Below are 20,287 nucleotides of genomic sequence, written 5' to 3' on the forward strand. Positions count from 1 at the left end.
TTACCTTCCTAAAGAAACTTTAAATTGTCTCCTCCCCTGTATAAAAAATTTCCAAATGGCTCCCCTTTTTGCTTTTCATACAATAAAAAATTTTGCCTGCTACAGTGTCCATTTTTTAAAGGCAGCCCTTATTGAATAATCTTTTTAGAAAAAAAATTGAAGTAAATTTAAAAGCCTGCTTTATTAAGACAAATTACCAGTTAAAGGCTAAATTCTTATGTATTCCTCCAAAATTATAGATAAAATCAGCCTTGTTATAGCGTTAACAGCGCTGTTTTTTAGCTTTATTCTTTTCTATCGCGAGACATTTGAAGCAAGGCAAAGTTTTGCAGCAGCTCTCATGTTAGCAGCTCTTGTTTGGTTATCCTACATCATGCTTCGTTGTCTCCTATTAGCCTTAAAAAAGTAGGTTTAAAAAAATGTTAAAATCATTCATTAGCTGGGCTTTCCTCTTTTGCAGTTCTTTCTCCCTGTTGGCAATAGAAACCTCTTGCACCTTTGACACAGAACCGAAAACATACTTGAAAATTGAGCCCACTCAACCTAAGCAACACTTAATAGTACATAGTTATACATTGAAAAATATTTCTTCTGAGATTATCTCCGACCTGTTTTTGTCTGTTAATATGGATAGGGAAGAGCAAAAACAGATAGGAATGCAACAGCTTGAAAAAGAAGAAAACTTTTGGAGATGGTGGCAAAAATACCAACTAAAGATAGCAGAAAATGAAGCTTACTCCTCCTCTTTAGGGTGCAGTATAAACTTACCGTTTAGAAAGGTGCCTGCTAGTAAGCGTGATTTACAAGAATTTTACTTTAATAATCACTGGCATCTCATAGACCAGAAGCATCAATTAGGATACCTTGCTTTAGACAATCACACTCTTGTCGGTTATGAAGAGGTAGCTGATGACCCTTTCCTGGTATTAAGGACAAAAGCTTCGGATCTAGAAAGTAAGTTTGATTTTTCACGATCGAGTATGAATTTTGCTCATTTAGATATCTTTCCTAAAGAATTTGATGGCTTTGAGCCCAATGATGTAAAGCCTGGTATGCAATGGACAAACAAGTCCTCCACTTTATATCCCCAAGAAACTCTTACTTTCTATGATAATGGTCTTGTGGAACAAACTGTAATTTTAGCAGAACGTGCTTTACCTTCTTCTATTTTATATCTTACCTCTGCTTATCCTATCGCCCAGCTTATCAATCATACTCCCGAAGAGATTATACTTGAAAACCAGAAGAAAATTATAACCTCTCAAAGTAGATATGATTTTGAAGTGCCTGTATGGACTGTAGAGATAAGAGTCAATGCCCCTACAGGAACCCTTACACTTGTAGGTCAAAATTGCGAAAAACACCTATGGACACTTGGATCAAATGTGGTGAACATAGGAGCAAAGAAAGATGTGGGCGCTACCTTGCTAACCGTCCATTATGATTTAGAATTGAAGAAAAGTCCCGATGTTTGCATTGTCAACCCTAGCGCACACTTTGATCATACATCTCCTTACTTTGAGTTATCTTCGCTTAGCAACTTAACCGAAAAAATATGGTGGCAAATATCGACGGATATCAATTTCGATTATCTTATTCCTAACTTTCAACGTATAGAAGATTTTAAAAATAGAGTGACGATTGATAAGCTAACTGATACTTTCTTTAATTCTCAAACAAATTACTACTTTCGTGTTAAAACTTTACAAGATAGCTGCTGGAGCGAGTGGTCAACACCCTTTAAATTTACTGTTGATAAGCCTAAACCTATTGCTCACCCGGTGTTTAAAAAAATAGGTGAAAAAGAATATGAAATTAGTTGGGAACCTTCCGAATTTTCAGATACCCAATACCATATTTTTGCCTCCAATGCTTTGGATTTCACTCCCTCCCTCTATACGCAAAAGCAGTTTAATTGGATAGATCAGGAGCAACAGTTATTTGATGAAGCCAATAATTGGATAATCTCCACACCCCATTGTTCTATAAAAATTGGGTCTGATTATGCCTTTTATCGCATTATCGCCGAAAGAGAAGGTCAATACTCTACACCTTCACCTCTTATTCGCGTGTATGATTATGAATTAGCTATTCCTCGTACTGTACTTCAAATCTCGCGCGATTCATTACAAGAAGAAGCTAGAAGAATAGAGTTTCCTCCCCCCTATGTCCATCTATTGGTGCCTTTTCATCCACCTATTTCCAAAAGTGCAAATGCTCCTTCCCTTTATCCTAACTATTATGTCCAACCTTCCCATATAGAACCAAATATTTGGCTACAATTACAACCTTTTTTCTTACCTGAGAATCACCCAATTAAGCCTAAACTAGATCGTCTCTTTAGTAAACGCGTGACTCAAAATAAAGAGAGTTTGCAAAAAGCAGGATTCATACAGCCCACTCCCATGCGCTTTAGCAAAACAATTGTAACAAAAAATAAGAATATTCCAGGGTTTATCTTTAAATTTTTTGGAGATGATCAACTAGAAATTAATGATTGGGAGCGTTGTTATGCACGTGTCGCAGGCGCTATTTCTATCCAAGAAGCGTTGAATCGGCATCATATTAATCACCTTTTTGTAGTTCCTACTAAATGGATATACCCTTTACCGGAGGCTCCCTATCCTTTAAAACAAAATAATTTACAAAGAAAAAATTTTATTGTTATAGAAAATGAAATTGATATCTTTTCTGGAAAAGAAAACAATAAAATGTGGAAAAGCCCTATAATTAATTGCCATACACTTTCTTGGATTTATATTCTCCTTCAAGAGCTAGGACTTAATGACTCTCCCTATAATTTTAACATGCCCATCGCTAAAGATAATAGAATTGCTTTTGTGGACACTGAACATCATCATAAATGGCCTGTACCTTTAAAAAAACTTTGGCAATTTTTATCTCCTCCGATGAGAGATTTTTGGAATCAGTTATGTGAGGAAAAGAACTTATAAAAAAGCTTTTTCCTCTGCATTTGCCTAAAAGTTTATATCTTTAAAATTGTTAATTCACTCAATTTCTCCTCGAATATCTATCTGTTTATCCTTCTGTCTTTTATGAAATAGCAAGCAAAAATAACTTTCTCTTAAAAATACTTATCTGTAATAAATAAATTTATAGCCGCTATAAGAAATTTGTTTATATATTTTTTTACAAGGTTGATTGTATGAATTCTTTATCGTCTCCATGTTTAACGAGCTCGTCTGCCCAGTCTTCCACGCCAGAAGCTCATTCTCCAGGTCTCTTGCCTATTTCTTCTATTTCTGCAAGTGGACGCGATGCTATTAATCAAAAAATAATTAATTTAGTTAGGGAATTTAACGAGTTAAATATGGCAAATAAAAAATTAAATAAAAAATATTGTGATTTAGAACAGGAAAAAGAAAAATATAAATCAAAAAATAAAAAATTAGAAAATAAATATAAAACTCTCAAAATAGAAAATGATAAATATAGGACACAAAACGCCCAGCTAAGCCAGGAATGTACCACTATTAATACACTTTATCACTTACTTTTATCCTCGCCCGTTACCAATAGATTTAAAAAAGAGCATGAGACCTCAGGCGGAGATTTATTATTGCATTTTAATAATAAAATTAGCACGTTATGCAATAGAATTGAGCTGGAAGAAATAGGAAATAAAGAATTAAGTTTATCTAGCCAACAAGAAAAATTAAACATTTATATCCACATTTTCAACGAAATTAAAAAAGAAATCATCGAAAGTCTTCTTATGGACACCTTGATAGACATAAATACTAGAAATGAAAAAGAACCTATCCGCGATATGGATAGAAATGTATACATTGATAAATTTAACTTTATGTTAAGGAATTTTCGTAAAATGGGTAAGCTTCTTCAAAGTTTAACGGTGAAGTTATATCCCCATGATCCCAGATTGCAAGCTTTGACTCGTTTTTATTATTGGGGCTCTGCTGAGCCTCAGGTCATCTACCTAGCTCCCGGCGACACTGAAAAAGAAATATTTGTAGCATCAAGCTCTACTACTGAAAGGCCTATCCATTGGAAATTCCAAGAAGTTGATACGCCCGAAAATATTATAAAAAAGAAAGAAAATAGCGACCACTCCTTTTCACAGCCTCTGTAAGATAAAAGCTTAATAAAAAGGATTCCAGCGAACGCCGCCTCAGGATCCCCCTGAATTGTTTTTGCTATTACCTCGTTCAGTGAATTACTTATATCCTGCTTTTTTCCTCAGCTTGATAGTAATATCCCCATAGGCCTTTAATAAGCTTGCTTAAAAGCCCATAAATAGCCACGCCCACAATAACCCCTATTCCTGCGTAGATAGCTCCTTCTGAGGTAAAGGAGATACCTATTTTATAAGATTGCCATGTTAACTTGGCAATTTTCCAATCACCATATTTAATAAATAAAAAAGGCTTAAAATAGATAGAAGCTTCCTGCAATGCTTGAAAGCTGTCGTTGAGGGTATAGTAACGTTCAACCATATTATTCATTAAAGCACCTTGCAGCTGGAAATCCGTATCTGCGCTGTTTAAGAATTTTACGATATACTGCTGTAAAGATTTTCCAGTAACCGAGGCAGCGCTTTGCATTGCCTGCAGCTGAATTTTTAATTCTTCAACATGACCTAATAAATTCTGTTGATATTGTTGGATAAATAGGGGAAATTGAGAAAAAGCTAAGGCACCCATGACAGCAAACAATCGATCTATTAGACCTACTAAGCCCTTAAGCACTAATGATCCCCCGGATAATAAGGCTCTACATGGACGATGACATCTCTAACCGCTGGCCAAGCTTTTTGAATCTCGACACGCACATTTTGAGTAATTTGATGGGCTAACATTACAGACATATGAGGATCGACTTCAATATCAATGTTAATATGAGCATCCGGCCCATATTGTTGGATGCGTATTTTTTCTGTTTCTTCTACCCCTTCCACGCTTAAGGCAGCAGACCTTACCTTATCAAAATATTCTTTAGCAGGAATTTTATCAATGAGCTGATAAAGGTTATTTTTTGCTGCATATACTCCTATACCTATCATAAAGCATGCGATGGCTTGAGCCCCTAGATGATCAATTAAAGCACTTAAAACAGGAAAATAACTTCCTAAAATTAAGGCTAGGGCCGCTATTGCACTCGTGATACTATCCAAGCGATAATGCAAGGCATCAGCAGCTAAAGCAGGGCTGTTTTGCTTTCTAGCTGTATTTATCACCAGGCGATAACAAATTTCCAGCAAAACAACAGCCAGGGCAGGAATTATCCATGCATAAGCTGTTGCAGCCCGTAACTCATGGTTATCTGCAAAAAGATGAAAAAGTTGTTGAAAGAATGCCAGCAAGCCAATAAGAACTATGACTATGCCAATTTGCATTCCCACCAAAGGCTCAAAGCGCCCATGTCCAAAGGGATGGTTCTTATCTGGAGGTCGCTCAGCAAATTTTATAAAATAAATTAAAGAAATACTAAAAAAAACATCTACAAAACTAGAGATAGCATCAAGTGTTAAAGCAGAACTGGCAAAAGCCCATGCTCCCATGCTTTCAGCCAAGATAATAAGCAAGCGTATATAAACCCCTCTTTTAGCAGAAAGGATAAGCTGACGATTACGTTCACGACGCGCTATGGATACATAGGAAGGAAGCTTAACAGGATCAGGATAATGATTCATAATCTTAAAATATAAAGAATAGAGGATAAACGATAAAGAATTATATTCCTTCTCTTTGCAATGTGATTATAAAAATTGCTTCTCACCCCTAAAGGTGGATAAATTAGCATACTAACGCGGGTTATCGGATAAGAAAATATGCTAAGGCCTTTCAAACCATACCCTATTGTCATCCGTCATGGTTGGTGACCCAGGGTCGGCAGTTTTAGTGACCCACCCCCTCGTCACCTTTAGTGACCCACCCTAGCTTGGATTTTTTCTTTACTTCCCGGTTTCTTTATTTTGTTTTTTTGATCTTTTATTGAATTGTTCCATACGATAACTTTTTCCTTCAATCACAAGCTTTGTGGCTCTGTGAATCAAACGATCTAGTGCTGCACTACCTATTAATGGATTGGCAAATATTTCCTGCCACTCTCCAAATTCTCTATTGCTGGTAATAATCGTTGCAGCCTTCTCATATCTTTCACAAATTACTTCATAAAGATCCATTTGACTGGCTTCACTAAGCGATTGTAACCCAAAATCATCTAAAATTAATAAAGGCACTTTAATGACCTGCTGTAATCTTTTTCTATAGCTGCCATCTCCATGGCCCATAGATATCCAATAAAAAAGCTGGTATGTTCTATAGAAAAGCACCTCATAGCCTTTTCTAATAGCTTCATGGCCTATTGATTGGGCAAGATGGCTCTTTCCTACTCCACTGGGGCCGATGATTAGCACGCATTCTTTATTCTCTACAAAATGACATGTCGCTAATTCTTTAAGGATAGGCTCATAAATCTTTGTGTTAAATGAAAAATCAAAAGTTTCTAATGTCTTATTGACTTGTAGATGGCTTTTCACGAGCTTTTTTGCGAACTGACTGTGATTACGACGATCCATTTCATCCGTAAGCAATATGTCCAAAAACTGAGAATAAGACCATTTTTCTTTTATAGCCTGTTTTAAACGTTCCTGAAGCGTTTCCAACAATTTAGGCAATTTAAGCTTGTTAAGTTTTGCTTTAAGCAAAATCATTTCATCCATACATAGCTCCTTGGGTAAAATATTGTGGGTCTCTAGCGAATTTAAAGTACTTTTGCGGTTTATCTAATTGGGTAGATTGCTCTTCAAAGGGCTTTTGATCTAAAGCTTTTTCTAAGATCGCTTTTATGCTGGTATAAGAAATAGTACCGTAGATAAGGGCTCGTTTGCAGGCTTTCTCTAATCTAGCAGGGCTATAGCGTAAGGCAAGCTTTAAAATTAATCTAACCGGCCTCAATTTATCGTGAGAAGGATCATTAAGAAGCTCTTCACTCAACTTTAAGGTAGAAGGGCCTATGGTTTCTGCTTGCGCTAGTAATCCGCCTCGGGTGGCATTAAGCACTTCTTCTTGCTGCAAAGGGGCATGTAAATTTATCCTGACGTAATCATTAGGCTTATATGAACGTAAATGCATAGCAATTTCTTGGCCTGCATGGAAAATTTTAAGAGAGCTTTGGCTAGCACACACTTGTACTTCTTTGCCTATAAAAGCATAGGGAACCGAATACCAAACTTTATCAAAGCGCACTCTCCAGTCTTTTCCTACAATTGTACAATACCATTCCAAAGCATCCCAACGGCAACTTGGAAGGGATTTTAAATGCTCTTTTTCTTCTTCAAAAAGATCTTGAGGGGTACGATCAACACCCCCAATTTTACGTTTTTCAGAAACCTCGCAATTCCATTGGTCAAGAGCTTTCTGAAAATCAGCTTTAGAAGGCACTTCGATGCCTTTTTGTGCTTGACTTTCTAAGAAAAAGGAAAGGAAATTTCTCTTGATGTATTTGATGTCGTTTTCTACCCCACCTTTATGTTGAGGCTTGTAAGGAAGGCAAGGGCTGATGATGAATGCATAGTGTTCTGCTAATTGCTGATAAGATCTGTTGAGTAAAGGTTCATGCAAAGAAGCTTTTGTTACCCCAGCTTTTAAATTATCGATAACAATTTTTGTAGGTACTCCACCTAGCCATTCAAAAGCATGGATGTGACAGGCTAAAAACGTCTTAGTGCTCTGATCAAAAACAACTTCACGATAGGCTTTGCGTGAGTGGCGGAGCCTTAAAGAAAAGACCCAAGCGCGACGATTTTTACCACTTTCAGGGTCAAAGCATAAACCTAGATAACCAAAATCTACTTCCGCACATTCACCGGGAATATGCTGTCTGATCATTATAGGTTGAATTTGTTTAGGAAAGTGTTGATGGATGAATCTTCGTACAGTTGATTCACTGCAGGTGATGTGCTCTTGAATAAGCTTATGAATGACCACAAAACTATGGTTCTTTGCTAACCAGTCTTTAATTAAAGGTTTAAGAGGATCTAAGCCATGCGATTTTGAAGATTTTTTTAAATCAAAAGCTACGAGAGCCTGGTGAATTTCATTCTCAGAGGGGATAGACCTATCGTTAGATAGCCACCCGCTGTTGTTCGCAACTTTATTGAGATTACGGATAATCGTACGATGAATACCGGTATCGCGATTAATAGAGCGAATGCTTTGCTTCAAGTTTTAAGCGAAAAATGACTTGTTGTAATTCTACCATATTCCTCTTCCTTGGCATAAAATCTCCTTTTCGAGACAAGATTAAAAAAGATTGTCTCATGAAGATTTATGCAGTTTAAGAGAAATAAAGAAAAAAAATTTTGGTAGCTAGGGTGGGTCACTAAAGGTGACGAGGGGGTGGGTCACTAAAACTGCCGACCCTGGGTCACTAACCATGACGGATGACACCTATGCTGTAAGCCAACTCATTAACTTTTATTTTTCCGCGTAAGTAAATTGAATGAAGGGCTTACAAGATTCGTAAGCATGGACTACTATTCCGCTGATTAGATTGCCAAGATAAAGCTTTTTATATTTACTTATTTTAAAGGCTACTTCAACTTCTGGCTTGCCCGCTAAATGATGGCAGGGCGTGCTGTTTATTTTCTCTTTAACCTAATTTCTTAAATACTTTATTACAATTTACTTCCTTTACAGAAATAGTTTTAAGCGCTACTATAATATAGAGTGATATTTAATCATAAGTCTTTAAAATGGAGCCTGTTAAATGGTAAATCATGATTCCTCTCTTCCCTCTTTGCCCCGCAAGAGCTTTACTATCATTTGGCGGACTTTAATCACGAGCCTCTTAGCCGTCTTAATTGGTATCATTTTTTTACCCTCTATTCTTTCCACCAAGTGGGGGAATAAACAGCTAGAGAGACTAATCAATTCTCATATTGTAGGGAAAATAACTTTCCAACGTTTAACGCTTAGCTGGTTTGGAGAGCAAACATTAGCAGATACTCTTCTTTTCGATCACGAAGAGCAAAAAATTGGGTCATTAGATAAAGCTGCTGCAAAAACTCCTCTTTGGAAGCTACTTATTAATCAGGGAAAAAATGGAAATTTCGAGCTTAGTGGGCTTAATGCAGAAATTATTCAATATCTTGAAGGCCGTACAAATATTCATTATGCCCTGCAAGCTAAAAATTCCCCTAAAATATCCTTCGAGAAAAAATTATTAGCAATTTCATTGAAAGACATGTCCCTATCTACTTCACTTGAAAAAGATAAAGATAATTATATTTATATAAGTGGACATACTGTTCAAGGCCAGCAAGAAGGTTTCTTTAATCTCCAGGCTTCCATAAACAATCAAAAAAACAGTTCTAAATTTTTTATTTCCCCTCCTTTTAATTCTCAGCCCATAGGTGCTATTCAATTGCAGGTAGAAGCAAGAGACTTCCCTGTCAGTTTATTAGATGAAACAATAACCCTTTTAGACCCCCGCTATCGCGGCCTATTAATGGCATTTTTTGGAGAAACATTAAATTTACAACTTCACCAAACTAGCAGCTCAGAGGGAATTGCTTTGGGGTTAGATATTAAATCACCTTGGGTGCAAGGTATGATAAGTGGTTTATTAAAAGATGATCGCATCCTTGTAAAAGAATCAGACTCTATTGAAATTAACTTACAGCCTCATTTTGTAAACCTTATTAACCAGTTCGTGTCTGAGCATAATAAATTTCAGCTCAAGCAAGCTACTAAAGGACATTTTAACCTGAATGCCATGGAATTGGTTGTTGCTTCTGGGAAAAAAAGTAAGAATTACATCGATGTTAACAATTCATACATGCAAGCAAAGTTAGTGATTGATCAAGCTGATTTATCGTTCTCACAGCCAATAGGAAACATTTCTTTGAAAAAATTTAATCTCATGCTTGATGCATTAGATAAAAGCAGTAAAATCATCCTTAACATTAATAGCCAAATTTTAAGAAATCATTCCCTTACTCAAATGAACTTCAAAGGGCAGTTAAATAAGGTTTTTAAGCCTAAAATTGCTAGCTTGTTAAAAAATGCAGAAATGTCACTGGATCTTAAAGGACTTCCGCTTTTACTTGTGGAAGAGATGAGTAGTCATCGTCATTTACTTGTAGACACTTTAGGCCAAACTTTTGATGCGCAAATTAATTTTTCTTATAAAGACTCCCCTCTTCTTGCTCTTAAATTTGCTTCTGACACTCTTGAGATGGAGACTATCTACTTAAACTTCTCACCTCATCTAACCTTAATCGAGCCTACCAAAATTAATTATCAGCTTCCCTCTTCATTATTAAATAAATGGGGCCTCCATAAGTACTCATTAAAATCTCAAGAGTTAGTGCCCATCGAAGTTATCCTAAAAAAAATAGAAATGCCTACTCTTGATATTGAAGGATTAAGAAAAGCAACTCTTGCTGCTCAGATCAGTATTCCACAACTTAATCTCACTAATTTTAACAATGAAGGGCTGCTTGAAGTTGCTCACATTCAGGGAGAAATGGAAGGAGAGCCGTTAGCAAGAAGTAGAACAACTTTTACAGCTAAATTAGCTCCTGCCCCTAATAATCTGTATTTAAAGCATTTGCTAGGCACAGAAGCAGATCTGCAGTTAATTGCTGACATAGAAAATACACCTGCAGGAGTGATGATAGAAGAACTTAAAGCAGAAATTAACAGTTCTTTAGGGCAAGCTCAGTTTAGCGGACGCTTAGAAAACTTTGAAAAACTTTTTCTTACTTCCCCTGCTACTATTAGCTACACCTTGACCCCTAAAGCTCTAAAGGCTTTAAGCCTTAACAGCACCTCTTTAGAGGAGCCTTCAAAAATTTATATAAGCATGGAGGTAGACAAAAAGGGCATCAATTTTCTGGACTTAACATCTTCAAATTTTAAAGGATTGATTAAAATTGATCAGCTCAACCTCTCCGAAAACGCGGGCGCCATTCACCATTTGTCCCTACCTTGGGAAGTTAGGGAGGTTGATAATAGCATTCATCTGCAAATCGAAGGTCTAACTAGCTTATATAGTGCCCACGAAGAGGGCTCGATAAATGGCTTTATTCGCCTAACTAACTGGAGAGAAAGAGGCCAATTAAGTTTTTCTAAAATGCAGCTAAAAAGCAAGCTTCAGCTTGTTAACTTTCCTGTCATTCTTCTAGAGAAAGTTAGTGGATATCAGGATTTGAGCATGCTTATAGGAAAATCATTTAATATGGATGCTTTAATTGATCTTTCCAATTTTAATCAGCCAGAAGGCAACATGCAGTTAGCATGGAGTGGCAAAGGAACTAAAGGACAAGGAGATTTCAAAATTCAAGAGGGAATGGTCATAGCCAAGAGCGGCTCTCCCTGTACCGCCCAATTTACCTTAACTCCCGAGCGCTTTCAGGTCATTCGTCAACGCATGCTAAATCCAAATAAAAAATCACCACATGTTATTTTAACCGATTCTTCCACAATTTTATTAGACATAAATTCCCTAGCCTTTCCCTTGCATGCTAACGATAATCCTCATTGGCTAAAAGCAAGTATTACTTCTCACATCTACGTGGATCATCTAAATATTGACGATAAAAGCACTCCTAGCCATGTCTGGATCAAAAATATTCAAGGAAAAGTTAAAAGTCAGCAGCTAGCCCAAAGCATTGCTTTTTCTTTAAAAGGAGACCACGGCGTTGTATCCGATCATTCCTCTCTTCCCTTTTCAGTCATGGGTCAAATGAATCATTTATTTAGCTCATCTGGCAAGTTAAACACGAATCATCTAACAATGTCGCTTGAGGCTCAATGTAAGCAGTTTCCTGTCAAAGCTTTAACTCAATTTGCAAGTGTGGGAAATCTTTTACCTCAACGCATTTCGGCCATTTTAGGCGATTATGTGAATGCTGATGTACGTATAAAGATTGATCGTTTGCATGGGCCCATTATTGCTAATTTAAATGGAAAAAGAGGAAGTATAGCTTTAGATGCAACCTTAAAAAAGGGTATTTTAACCCTTAATCAAGATTTTCATACTCAGATAGCTCTCACTCCCGAATTAGGTAAATATGTATTAGAAGATATTCTTCCTTTAACTAAAGGATTGATTGGGTCTGACAATCCTCTTAATATTAATATTAAAGCGGAAGGATTTAGCTTACCCATTAAAAACTTTGATATTAAAGCGATTAAAGTAGGTGCTGCTTCTCTAGAACTTGGAAAAGTACGTTTTAAGAAAGGGGGACAGTTAGGTTCTATTCTTAGCCTGTTTAATACTAGTAAAAGCGATAATATCTGCGTTTGGTTTACACCTTTATACATAAATATGCAGGCAGGAAAGATGTTCTTCCAGCGTATGGATATGTTAATTATGAATTCCTATCCTATTGCTACGTGGGGAAATGTAAATCTAGATAAGGACCGCGTAGATATGACAATTGGCCTGACGGCTCAATCTTTAATTAACGGATTTAACATTACTGGTTTAGCAAAAGATTACATGCTACAAATTCCTTTTAAAGGCAAAATTAACAATGCCTCTATCGATACAAAGAGAGCAACAGCAAAAATTGCGGCCTTAGTAGCTGCTAATCGAGGGCCTGAAGGAATGTTAATCGGTACTGCTCTGCATATTGCTGCAGGAGGCTTGAAAGAGGGAAAAGCTCCCGCTCCTACAACTCTTCCTCTACCATGGATTACAGAAAATGGAACGCTAAGTTCAGAAGAGATATTCCCTCCTAATTCCAGTTCTTCTACCCATCCTTTACATAAAGTAGAAGAAAAAGCTTCTTCTTTGTTGCGTAATCTATTGCCTTTTTAGGTTAAAGCACACTTAAAAAATGTACGGAAAAATACTTTTAATTTCTTTTCTCTCTAACCGTGATTTCTCCCCACATTTTAGAATAATAGAATTTTTGGTAAGGAAGCAGTAAGAGGATATCTTAAAAAACCCTCTTTAAACTTATCAACCTGAGTTTTGAGTTTTTCTAGGCTGCAATCAAGAGACTCTTTTCTTGACCAGAAAACCTCAAAGAAGGCTTTTTTGGCTGGTGGCAATAAGCTGCTATTCCTGCCAGCATGTTGACTAGAAAATTCCCTATGCTTCTATGACGAGTATGTTCGATTTAAGAAATATTTTTAATTGATCGTTTACAGTTTCGATTATAGATCTTTTTCTTAGCAGAATTTTGTCTTGAAAAGACATTAACTTCTGTTTCATATTCGATCGTATGCTTGTCAATAGCTCTAAACCGCGATTAATAAGCTTTTGCTTTAAGTGAGTGGAAAGATAACCTTTATCGCCAAACAGCTTTCCCATCAGGTCTTTTGACAAGATATCAACAATAGAAACATCAGAAACATTCCCAGGAGTGAGTTGAAAAGATGGAACCTCTCCCTTTTCATTGATAATCAAGTGAAGCTTAAAACCATAAAACCAGCCCGAGGTAGTTTTTCCTCTTTTAGCTAAACCTTTGAAGACCTTATTCCTTGTAATTCTTTTATTATGGCAAACTTCAATAGAGCTAGAATCAATGAATGCAATTCCTGTAGAGGTATACCTCTTAAGCTATAAAGATGTCATCCGTCATGGTTAGTGACCCAGGGTCGGCAGTTTTAGTGACCCACCCCTCGTCACCTTTAGTGACCCACCCTAGCTACCAAAATTTTTTTCTTTATTTCTCTTAAACTGCATAAATCTTCATGGGACAATCTTTTTTAATCTTGTCTCGAAAAGGAGATTTTATGCCAAGGAAGAGAAATATGATAGAATTACAACAAGTCATTTTTCGACTAAAATTTAAGCAAAGCATTCGCTCTATTAATCGCGATACCGGTATTCATCGTACGATTATCCGTAATCTCAATAAAGTTGCGAACAACACCGGATGGCTATCTAACGATAGGTCTACCCTTCTGAGAATGAAATTCACCAGGCTGTCGTAGCTTTTGATTTAAAAAAATCTTCAAAATCGCATGGCTTAGATCCTCTTAAACCTTTAATTAAAGACTGGTTAGCAAAAGACCATAGTTTTGTGATCATTCATAAGCTTATTCAAGAGCACATCACGTGCAGTGAATCAACTGTACGAAGATTCATCCATCAACACTTTCCTAAACAAATTCAACCTATAATGATCAGACAGCATATTCCCGGTGCTAGATATGTTGCTTGAAAAAGTGTAAACTATTAGTGCTTCCCGTAATAATTGCAGGAAGCATTAATGGGAATGGTATAATCTATAACCTGGGCGTGAAGGTCTTTTTTTTTAACTATTTCCTTATCCGATAACTCGTGTTTCTTGTTAAGAAGTTCAAATTAAAAGGCTTTGTTTCTTGTACCATGCCTTAAAAGTAATGGCAGCAATCTCTTTTAGCATCAAGCTCGATCTGTAGACTCTTGAAGGCTCCCAGTTTGGCTGAGGCTATCTAATCGTTTCCGCCATATAGCAAGCTCGGTAGGCAATTTTTCTCTTACTTCCTTGTAGTGAAGCATTAATTTATCCTTGCAGGGATAAGTTGTTGTTTTTTCAGAAATTTGAAGTTGCTGGCCTTTAATTGAAAAGCTGTCCGCGGCAAAGAAACAAACCCTAGCGATTAAAGGAAATGCTTCGATGCCCATTTCTAATAAAGCATTTTTATCGACTTTTTTTAGGGCACTGGCAGCAGACATTTTGGCATCAGAATCACCGTCATTGAGAATTTGGATGAAAGCATCTACCGCTTCCTTAGAAAGCCTGCCTCCTTGCTTTTCCACTACTTTTAAAACATTAGCAGCAGACATTTTGGCATCAGAATCACCGTCATTGAGAATTTGGATGAAAGCATCTACCGCTTCCTTAGAAAGCTTTCCTCCTTGCTTTGCCACTACTTTTAAAACCTTAGCAGCAGACCATTTGGCATCAAAATCACCCTCCTCCTTGAGAATCTGGATGAGAGTATCTAGCGCCTCCTTAGGAAGCTCTCCTCCTTGCTCTACCAATATTTCTAGATCAGAGGCAGCAAACACGCAATAGCTCGGATCCTTAAGAACCCCAGCAATAAATCTCACTATTTCTGGAACTAACCTTTGCCCTGTTCGTATGATGTTTGATAAGTTCCTTAGCATGTTTTCTTTGGTTTGTGGGTGGGATAATAATCTTTCGATAGCGTACGTTATTTTAGGATGATTACAAAGGTTTTTATTTCTAAGCAACCCTTCAAAGGGTAAATCAAGTAAGGAGGAATGTTTCATATAAAATTTTCCCATCTCAATCATATAGTCTTTTACAAGCTCTATGAAGCCCTCGTACTGCCTCACCTGAGCAGAATTTTGACACTCTTCAAAACAATTCGCAATCAAATGGAGTTCGCTTCTGACAGCTAGGTCATGAGGTTCAGCAAAAAGGTCATCAAAAAAGAATTGTAGCGGGCTTGAATTTAAATAACGTCGATTAGGTGAAGTAGATAAGGAAAGATATCCCGCAATCATGCGCAAAACTAAGTTATAACGTGGTTCAAATTTGTAATTACTCACAAAATCATGACATGCTTTTCTATTTTCTCCTCGCAGATATTGATTAGCAACCTTTGAAGCGGTTAAAAATTCTTGAAAGGTTAAGTGAATAAAATACCCTTTTTCTTCTGGAATGCGAAGAAGTCCACAATCGGCAAGCTCATTGGATGTGATGGCGTTGCCTCTAAAGTCATCGATCTCTTGCTTTCCTAAATAAAGGGTATTATTTTCCATGGCAAAAAAAGCCATTTCTTCAAAAGCTGTGGCTATTTTAACTACTTCTTGATTATGGCGAAGATTTTTTTCCGCAAGAATTTTCTCCTTGGTTTGATTGGATTGGCCCTGATCAATCCTTCTTAAAAGAAACCATTTATACATCCAGTTAACAATCCGTTCATAAATAGCCGTCATCGTAATGGATTGAGTAGAATCAAAAACCTCTGGATCTTCGTTAAAGAGGCAGCAAAGAAGAGTCAAGTTAATGGGAATTTGCGCAAGACTTAAGACCTGGGGAGAGCTTTGTAATAAATGGTAAAGTTTTTGTTTTTTATCTTCTGCTTGAACTTGTTTGAAAAATCTATCGATATAACGTTCGACCCCTTCTTTATCAAAGCCTAAAAGCTCTAGCTCACAAGAACGGTTAAAAGAGCAACTTCCAGGTCGTGAGGTAATTAGAATATGGGGAAATAACTCTTTTAGCTCCTTAAAGGCTGTAGCTAGGCTTGTATTTCCTTGAGCTTCTGCAGAAAGCTCGTAATAACCATCTAAAACAAGAAGGGTTTTCTCTCGTAAAGTAGCATCGTTTATGCAAGCCTCAATTGCTCTTGAATCAATTTTGCCTGCATATTCCCTAGCAATAAGATCAGCGGGAGTATACTCTTTATCAGCAGGATATTTCTTTAAAGTAAGGTTTCTCAAAGGAATCCAAAAAAGATAGGAAAAAATGCCTTGCCAAAGCTCCTCTTTTGCCCAGCGATAGGCAATATAGTGGCATAAAGTGCTCTTACCAATTCCTGCCGCGCCTTGAATGTAAATTCTTTTAGCCTCTTTTTTGTCAAAGCTTACATGTTCGAAAATCTTTTCAATTTCAATATTCTCTTTAGACTCATAGATGGTTTCAGAAGTTGGAATGCGATCATCTTGTATTTGATCGGAATGTTTATCAAGTGCTTGGTCACTCACTCTTCTTTCTTTACTCTCAATGATCCCTAAACGTACATAAATCTCTTCTAAAGGAACTTTAAATTCCCATTCTTGCTCTGCTTTAATCCTAAAAATAGAAAGAGTTTTCTGAGAAAGGTAAAGGCTTTGAAGGGAGTTAATGAGAGTTTGTGGGTTTAGGGGTACTTGAGACAAGGGCTGCAATGCATGGTATTGAAAAACAGGATTGGAATGTATAAGCAGTGTTGCATTTTGCTCTAAATGGATTTGACTAGCGTTGGCCTGGACATTAAAATGTCCAGGCGTGGCTTGCAAAGCGTTAAGACTGTGCTCACAATAATCTAACCCACCAGCAGAGCGTTGTTCTGATGGGCTGCTTACTTTGGGCGGCTTCCAAACATCCCCTCGGCTAGCACTTGAGCCGTTTTGTCAGAAGGATTTGCCACCACTGCGGATTGAGAATGAGACTCTTGATCCATCTGGTTCACCCTTGCTTTTCCTCCTTTTATACCCATTACCAAGTTTTTTGCATGTGGGCCTATCCTATGATGTTCATCTATAGCACTCCCTCTACGGATAGTTTCCAAAGGTTCAGGAGGCTGCAGAGGGGCTGGAACGGATGTTACAGATGGAGGAGAAAGAGCGTGAATCTCTCTAGTTGAGGAAATAGATGAAGATGAGGCGAAAGAAGTAGAAGGTTGAGGAACAACTGCTGGGAGAGGGGAAGAAGGGCTATGGATTTGCTGCAGTTTTTCCAGTGCAAATTGTCTCACCTTTTTATTTTCGCCTAGCAGATTCTTTGTCCATTTATAGTTTATCTTTTCTTTCTCTGTCAGCTCTTCACTTTCCTGGCTCATCAGCTCATCCAATTGGTTCTCAAGCATTTTTTTTAAAGCTGGATTGTCATGAATTTGTGATTCTTCTAGAAGGCTGAATAAGAATGTAATATAGCGTTCTCTAGAAGGTTCCAACGAAGAATGAGCTTTTTCTTGGCGTTTTTCGGAAAGAAGGGGAGAAATAGGCTGGGAAAGCGAAGAAGATGAGTGGAATAAAGAAGTAGGTCCTTTTTCTGAAGGATGAGAGGCAGCTGTTTCTGCATTGTAGATTAAGGAGGCACTTAAGTGCGGCCCCCTTGGAGAGATAGGAAAAGAAAGTGGGTCTTTCTGATTTTCATTTACTTTTTTTTTAAGATAGGTTCCCAGAGTTTCCCTGGTCTACTTTCTTGCTGTTTTTTCCAAGCTTCAATTTCTGCTAACTGTTGGTCGGTCACTTCTGTCGTTTTTAACAGTAAGTCTGTTGTTGCCTCAAATTTATTAACTTTAACATTAATTTGGCCAGGAATTTGTTTTAAAATACAAGCAAGCTTTAAGAATGCTTCATAGTATTTGTCGGGACGACGCATGTCAATATAAATGGTATCTTCTGTCATAGGAAGAGGATTGGCCTGCAGCCACTCCCCTTGATAAAGAAGGCACAGCACACTGCCTTTATATGCGGCTTTCTTAAAGCGCGTATTGAGCATGGTTAGCTCTGTTTTAATGCCGCCGAATAAGCCATGTTTTTCCCCGCTCTCATATTTTTCTCGCATGCTGGGCGTGCAAATAAGCAAGACATATTTGGTGTCGGTGGAGGCAATGTGCTGCATATAATCCATCAAGTTGGTACCAGGTATGCATTCGCGCAAATCAAATAAAGCCTTAACGCCAACTTGATCTAAATCGGGCACTAAATAATCTATTAGCCATTCTTGGGCAGGCTTAGCGTTTTCTCGTCTGTCTTTAAGCCAATCTTCTACGTCTTCCTTAGGGCCTAAACCCCAAGCATAGCTGATAAAGCAAAGCGGAGTCTCTGGCTGGCTATTTCTTATTTCCTCTAAAGCTTTTTCAAATTCTAGGCGCAGCAAGATTTGCTGAGCTTTCAAAAGCTCTATATCAGAAAGCAGCTTAACATTAGGAAGTAGCTCGGCATCAGATTTTGGAAAATCAGGTAACTTTAGATTGCTCTTCAGCAAAAGGTGAGGATTTAAGCAAAAGGCTTTGTTAAAACAGCTTTGAGCTGCTTTTTGATGGTGAGCTACCCGATCTTTAGCTAATTCCTGCTGCTCAGCTAATTCCTGATCTTTAGCTAATTTCTGCAGCTGAGCTAATTCCTGATTATGTATTTTTATATGTAGTTCTCCTAATTGGTAATAATAATGTGCTGCTTCTTCTCTTTGCTCTAATGCTTCGCAAGCAAATGCTTTAACAAAATAACCTTGTAAAGAGCCTATAGGGGTAATACTTGATAATACCTTGAAAGTAGATATGTCAAAGGAACTTTGGCGTAGAAATCTTAAAAGGCGTGATTCTTCCTTTGTATCCGCTAGATAAAGCGGCTCTTCTTCTTTAAAGCGATACTTTTGCTGATCCTGCTTAAGACTTTCTAAACACTGGCTGATTGTTTTTTGAAGAGTACGAGTACAGGAAATGGTGCTTAGTTGTCCATAGTCGTTAATCGCTTCCTGTAGTGCTTTTTGGGCTTCTATATCTTGTCCAGCTTCTTTACAAGTTTGATATTCTTCTTCCTTTTCTTTAGCCCCATTAAACAGAAACTCTGCTAAGGCCTGGCTTGGTGGTTGCTCCTCTTCTTCTTCGCCTTCCATTCCTGCTCTAAGCTTAGGAAAAAAGAAAAGCTGCAAGCCTTTATGCGGAGAGAGGACTTGGGCTGCTGCTAGTCGTGTCCTCTTAATCTCGCGCAGCATGCGATGTAAAGTAACTGAAGGCATTTGCCCTTGTATGCCACCCCGAATATGGCTTTCTTTCACTTCTGTCACCAGCAAGCCTTGCTGATTATAAATAAAAGCTTTAAGCTCACGGTGAGGTAAAGAATAGAGGTGAACGTGCTGACCTCCGGCTATTTCCCATCTTCCAAGCAAAAGAGAAGAAGGGATTTTATTTTTTTTGTTGGAGGAAAATTCTTGTCTAGAGGAAAGAACAAAGCAAGGCTTGCCGCCTGTATCTGCTAGGGAAAAGAGGGGATTATAGCTCATAAGCTTATCCTTTTGTAAAAATTTATCTACATCTCTCTCTTCTTTTTTATCATATTGTTGATTTAGTGTCATAAAAATTTGTAAAATTTTGCTAGAAATCAGATTTATTCCTTTATTTTTCGCATCACTGCCTTTCTAATAGCAAATTTTTATGTCATGCTCAGCCAAAGCTTCATCACTTTTCTATCCTCTTTGTACTCATCTAAAACTCCAGGATAAAATTTTTTCTTGTTAACAAAAGATAGTCAAGACACTATCTGGTAAGATATTCGACAAAACCTACTTAATTAACTCAGCTTACGCACTGATGAGTTGAAAAAATTATTCTAAATGGGCGTTGTTGCGTAAATGCTAAGAAGTGTATGCGATAAGATTGCTCTTTAACACATAAGAGCTGTAAAATTTAGTTTGCTTAAACAAAAATATAGGCAGGCTATGGAAAAAAAGCTTAACTACCGCATACGTAACTGGTCCGATTATAACAAAGCTTTAGAACAAAGAGGAAGCATAACTTTATGGTTTTGGGATGAAACCATTAAAGGATGGAGGGAAAATAAAAGCACGGGGAAGAAGGGCCGTCCAAGAATTTACTCTGCTGACGCTATCCTATGC

12 protein-coding genes and 1 pseudogene are annotated in these 20,287 nt (G+C 37.4%); 5 read left to right on the forward strand and 8 right to left on the reverse strand.

All coding sequences use genetic code 11. The features are described 5' to 3' along the window. Positions 1–419: 419 nt before the first annotated feature. Both DB42_RS07185 and DB42_RS07190 read left to right on the forward strand, forming a co-directional pair. Complete coding sequence (locus DB42_RS07185) at positions 420–2,954, forward strand: hypothetical protein (protein WP_044882374.1); 2,535 nt, start codon at positions 420–422, stop codon at positions 2,952–2,954. A gap of 212 nt (positions 2,955–3,166) precedes the next feature. Continuing rightward, the gene (locus DB42_RS07190) at positions 3,167–4,111 is read left to right on the forward strand and encodes a hypothetical protein (protein WP_039384567.1); all 945 of its coding nucleotides are present in this window, start codon (positions 3,167–3,169) and stop codon (positions 4,109–4,111) included. A gap of 88 nt (positions 4,112–4,199) precedes the next feature. Here DB42_RS07190 and DB42_RS07195 read toward each other — a convergent pair whose 3' ends face one another. From DB42_RS07195 to istA, 4 genes are all read right to left on the reverse strand, one after another. After that, positions 4,200–4,727 carry a DUF2937 family protein gene (locus tag DB42_RS07195; RefSeq protein ID WP_044882375.1) on the reverse strand — a complete coding sequence of 176 codons (528 nt, stop codon included), beginning with the start codon at positions 4,725–4,727 and terminating at the stop codon, positions 4,200–4,202. Further along, on the reverse strand, positions 4,727–5,671 hold the full coding sequence (locus DB42_RS07200) for a cation diffusion facilitator family transporter (RefSeq protein ID WP_044882376.1): 945 nt from the start codon (positions 5,669–5,671) through the stop codon (positions 4,727–4,729). Before DB42_RS07200 ends, DB42_RS07195 begins: the two co-directional genes overlap by 1 nt. A 261-nt stretch (positions 5,672–5,932) precedes the next feature. After that, complete coding sequence (istB, locus tag DB42_RS07205) at positions 5,933–6,703, reverse strand: IS21-like element helper ATPase IstB (RefSeq protein ID WP_044882377.1); 771 nt, start codon at positions 6,701–6,703, stop codon at positions 5,933–5,935. Then, on the reverse strand, positions 6,696–8,207 hold the full coding sequence (gene istA / locus DB42_RS07210) for an IS21 family transposase (RefSeq protein ID WP_044882378.1): 1,512 nt from the start codon (positions 8,205–8,207) through the stop codon (positions 6,696–6,698). The genes istB and istA overlap by 8 nt, the downstream gene beginning before the upstream one ends. Positions 8,208–8,751: 544 nt before the next feature. On the opposite strand from istA, the gene DB42_RS07215 reads away from it, so the two are divergent. Next, positions 8,752–12,813 carry a hypothetical protein gene (locus tag DB42_RS07215; protein ID WP_044882379.1) on the forward strand — a complete coding sequence of 1,354 codons (4,062 nt, stop codon included), beginning with the start codon at positions 8,752–8,754 and terminating at the stop codon, positions 12,811–12,813. A gap of 166 nt (positions 12,814–12,979) precedes the next feature. Here DB42_RS07215 and DB42_RS07220 read toward each other — a convergent pair. After that, a pseudogene (locus DB42_RS07220) lies at positions 12,980–13,542 on the reverse strand (IS982 family transposase); the annotation flags it as partial. Positions 13,543–13,754: 212 nt separating this feature from the next. Here DB42_RS07220 and DB42_RS07225 point away from each other — a divergent pair. After that, the gene (locus DB42_RS07225; RefSeq protein ID WP_155117463.1) at positions 13,755–13,937 is read left to right on the forward strand and encodes a hypothetical protein; all 183 of its coding nucleotides are present in this window, start codon (positions 13,755–13,757) and stop codon (positions 13,935–13,937) included. Positions 13,938–14,370: 433 nt separating this feature from the next. Here the strand turns inward: DB42_RS07225 and DB42_RS07230 are convergent, their stop codons facing one another. The 3 genes from DB42_RS07230 to DB42_RS07240 form a co-directional block, all read right to left on the reverse strand. Further along, positions 14,371–16,962, reverse strand: coding sequence for an NACHT domain-containing protein (locus tag DB42_RS07230; RefSeq protein ID WP_044882381.1), 2,592 nt, complete (start codon positions 16,960–16,962; stop codon positions 14,371–14,373). Between the two features lie 62 nt (positions 16,963–17,024). After that, the gene (locus tag DB42_RS07235; RefSeq protein ID WP_044882382.1) at positions 17,025–17,618 is read right to left on the reverse strand and encodes a hypothetical protein; all 594 of its coding nucleotides are present in this window, start codon (positions 17,616–17,618) and stop codon (positions 17,025–17,027) included. A gap of 203 nt (positions 17,619–17,821) precedes the next feature. After that, the gene (locus DB42_RS07240) at positions 17,822–19,675 is read right to left on the reverse strand and encodes a toll/interleukin-1 receptor domain-containing protein (protein ID WP_155117464.1); all 1,854 of its coding nucleotides are present in this window, start codon (positions 19,673–19,675) and stop codon (positions 17,822–17,824) included. 435 nt (positions 19,676–20,110) lie between these two features. Here DB42_RS07240 and DB42_RS11875 point away from each other — a divergent pair. Continuing rightward, positions 20,111–20,287 (forward strand): transposase (locus tag DB42_RS11875; protein ID WP_080502778.1); only part of this gene is annotated, 177 nt, incomplete at its 3' end.

The organism is Neochlamydia sp. EPS4 (assembly GCF_000813665.1).
Taxonomy (GTDB): domain Bacteria; phylum Chlamydiota; class Chlamydiia; order Chlamydiales; family Parachlamydiaceae; genus Neochlamydia.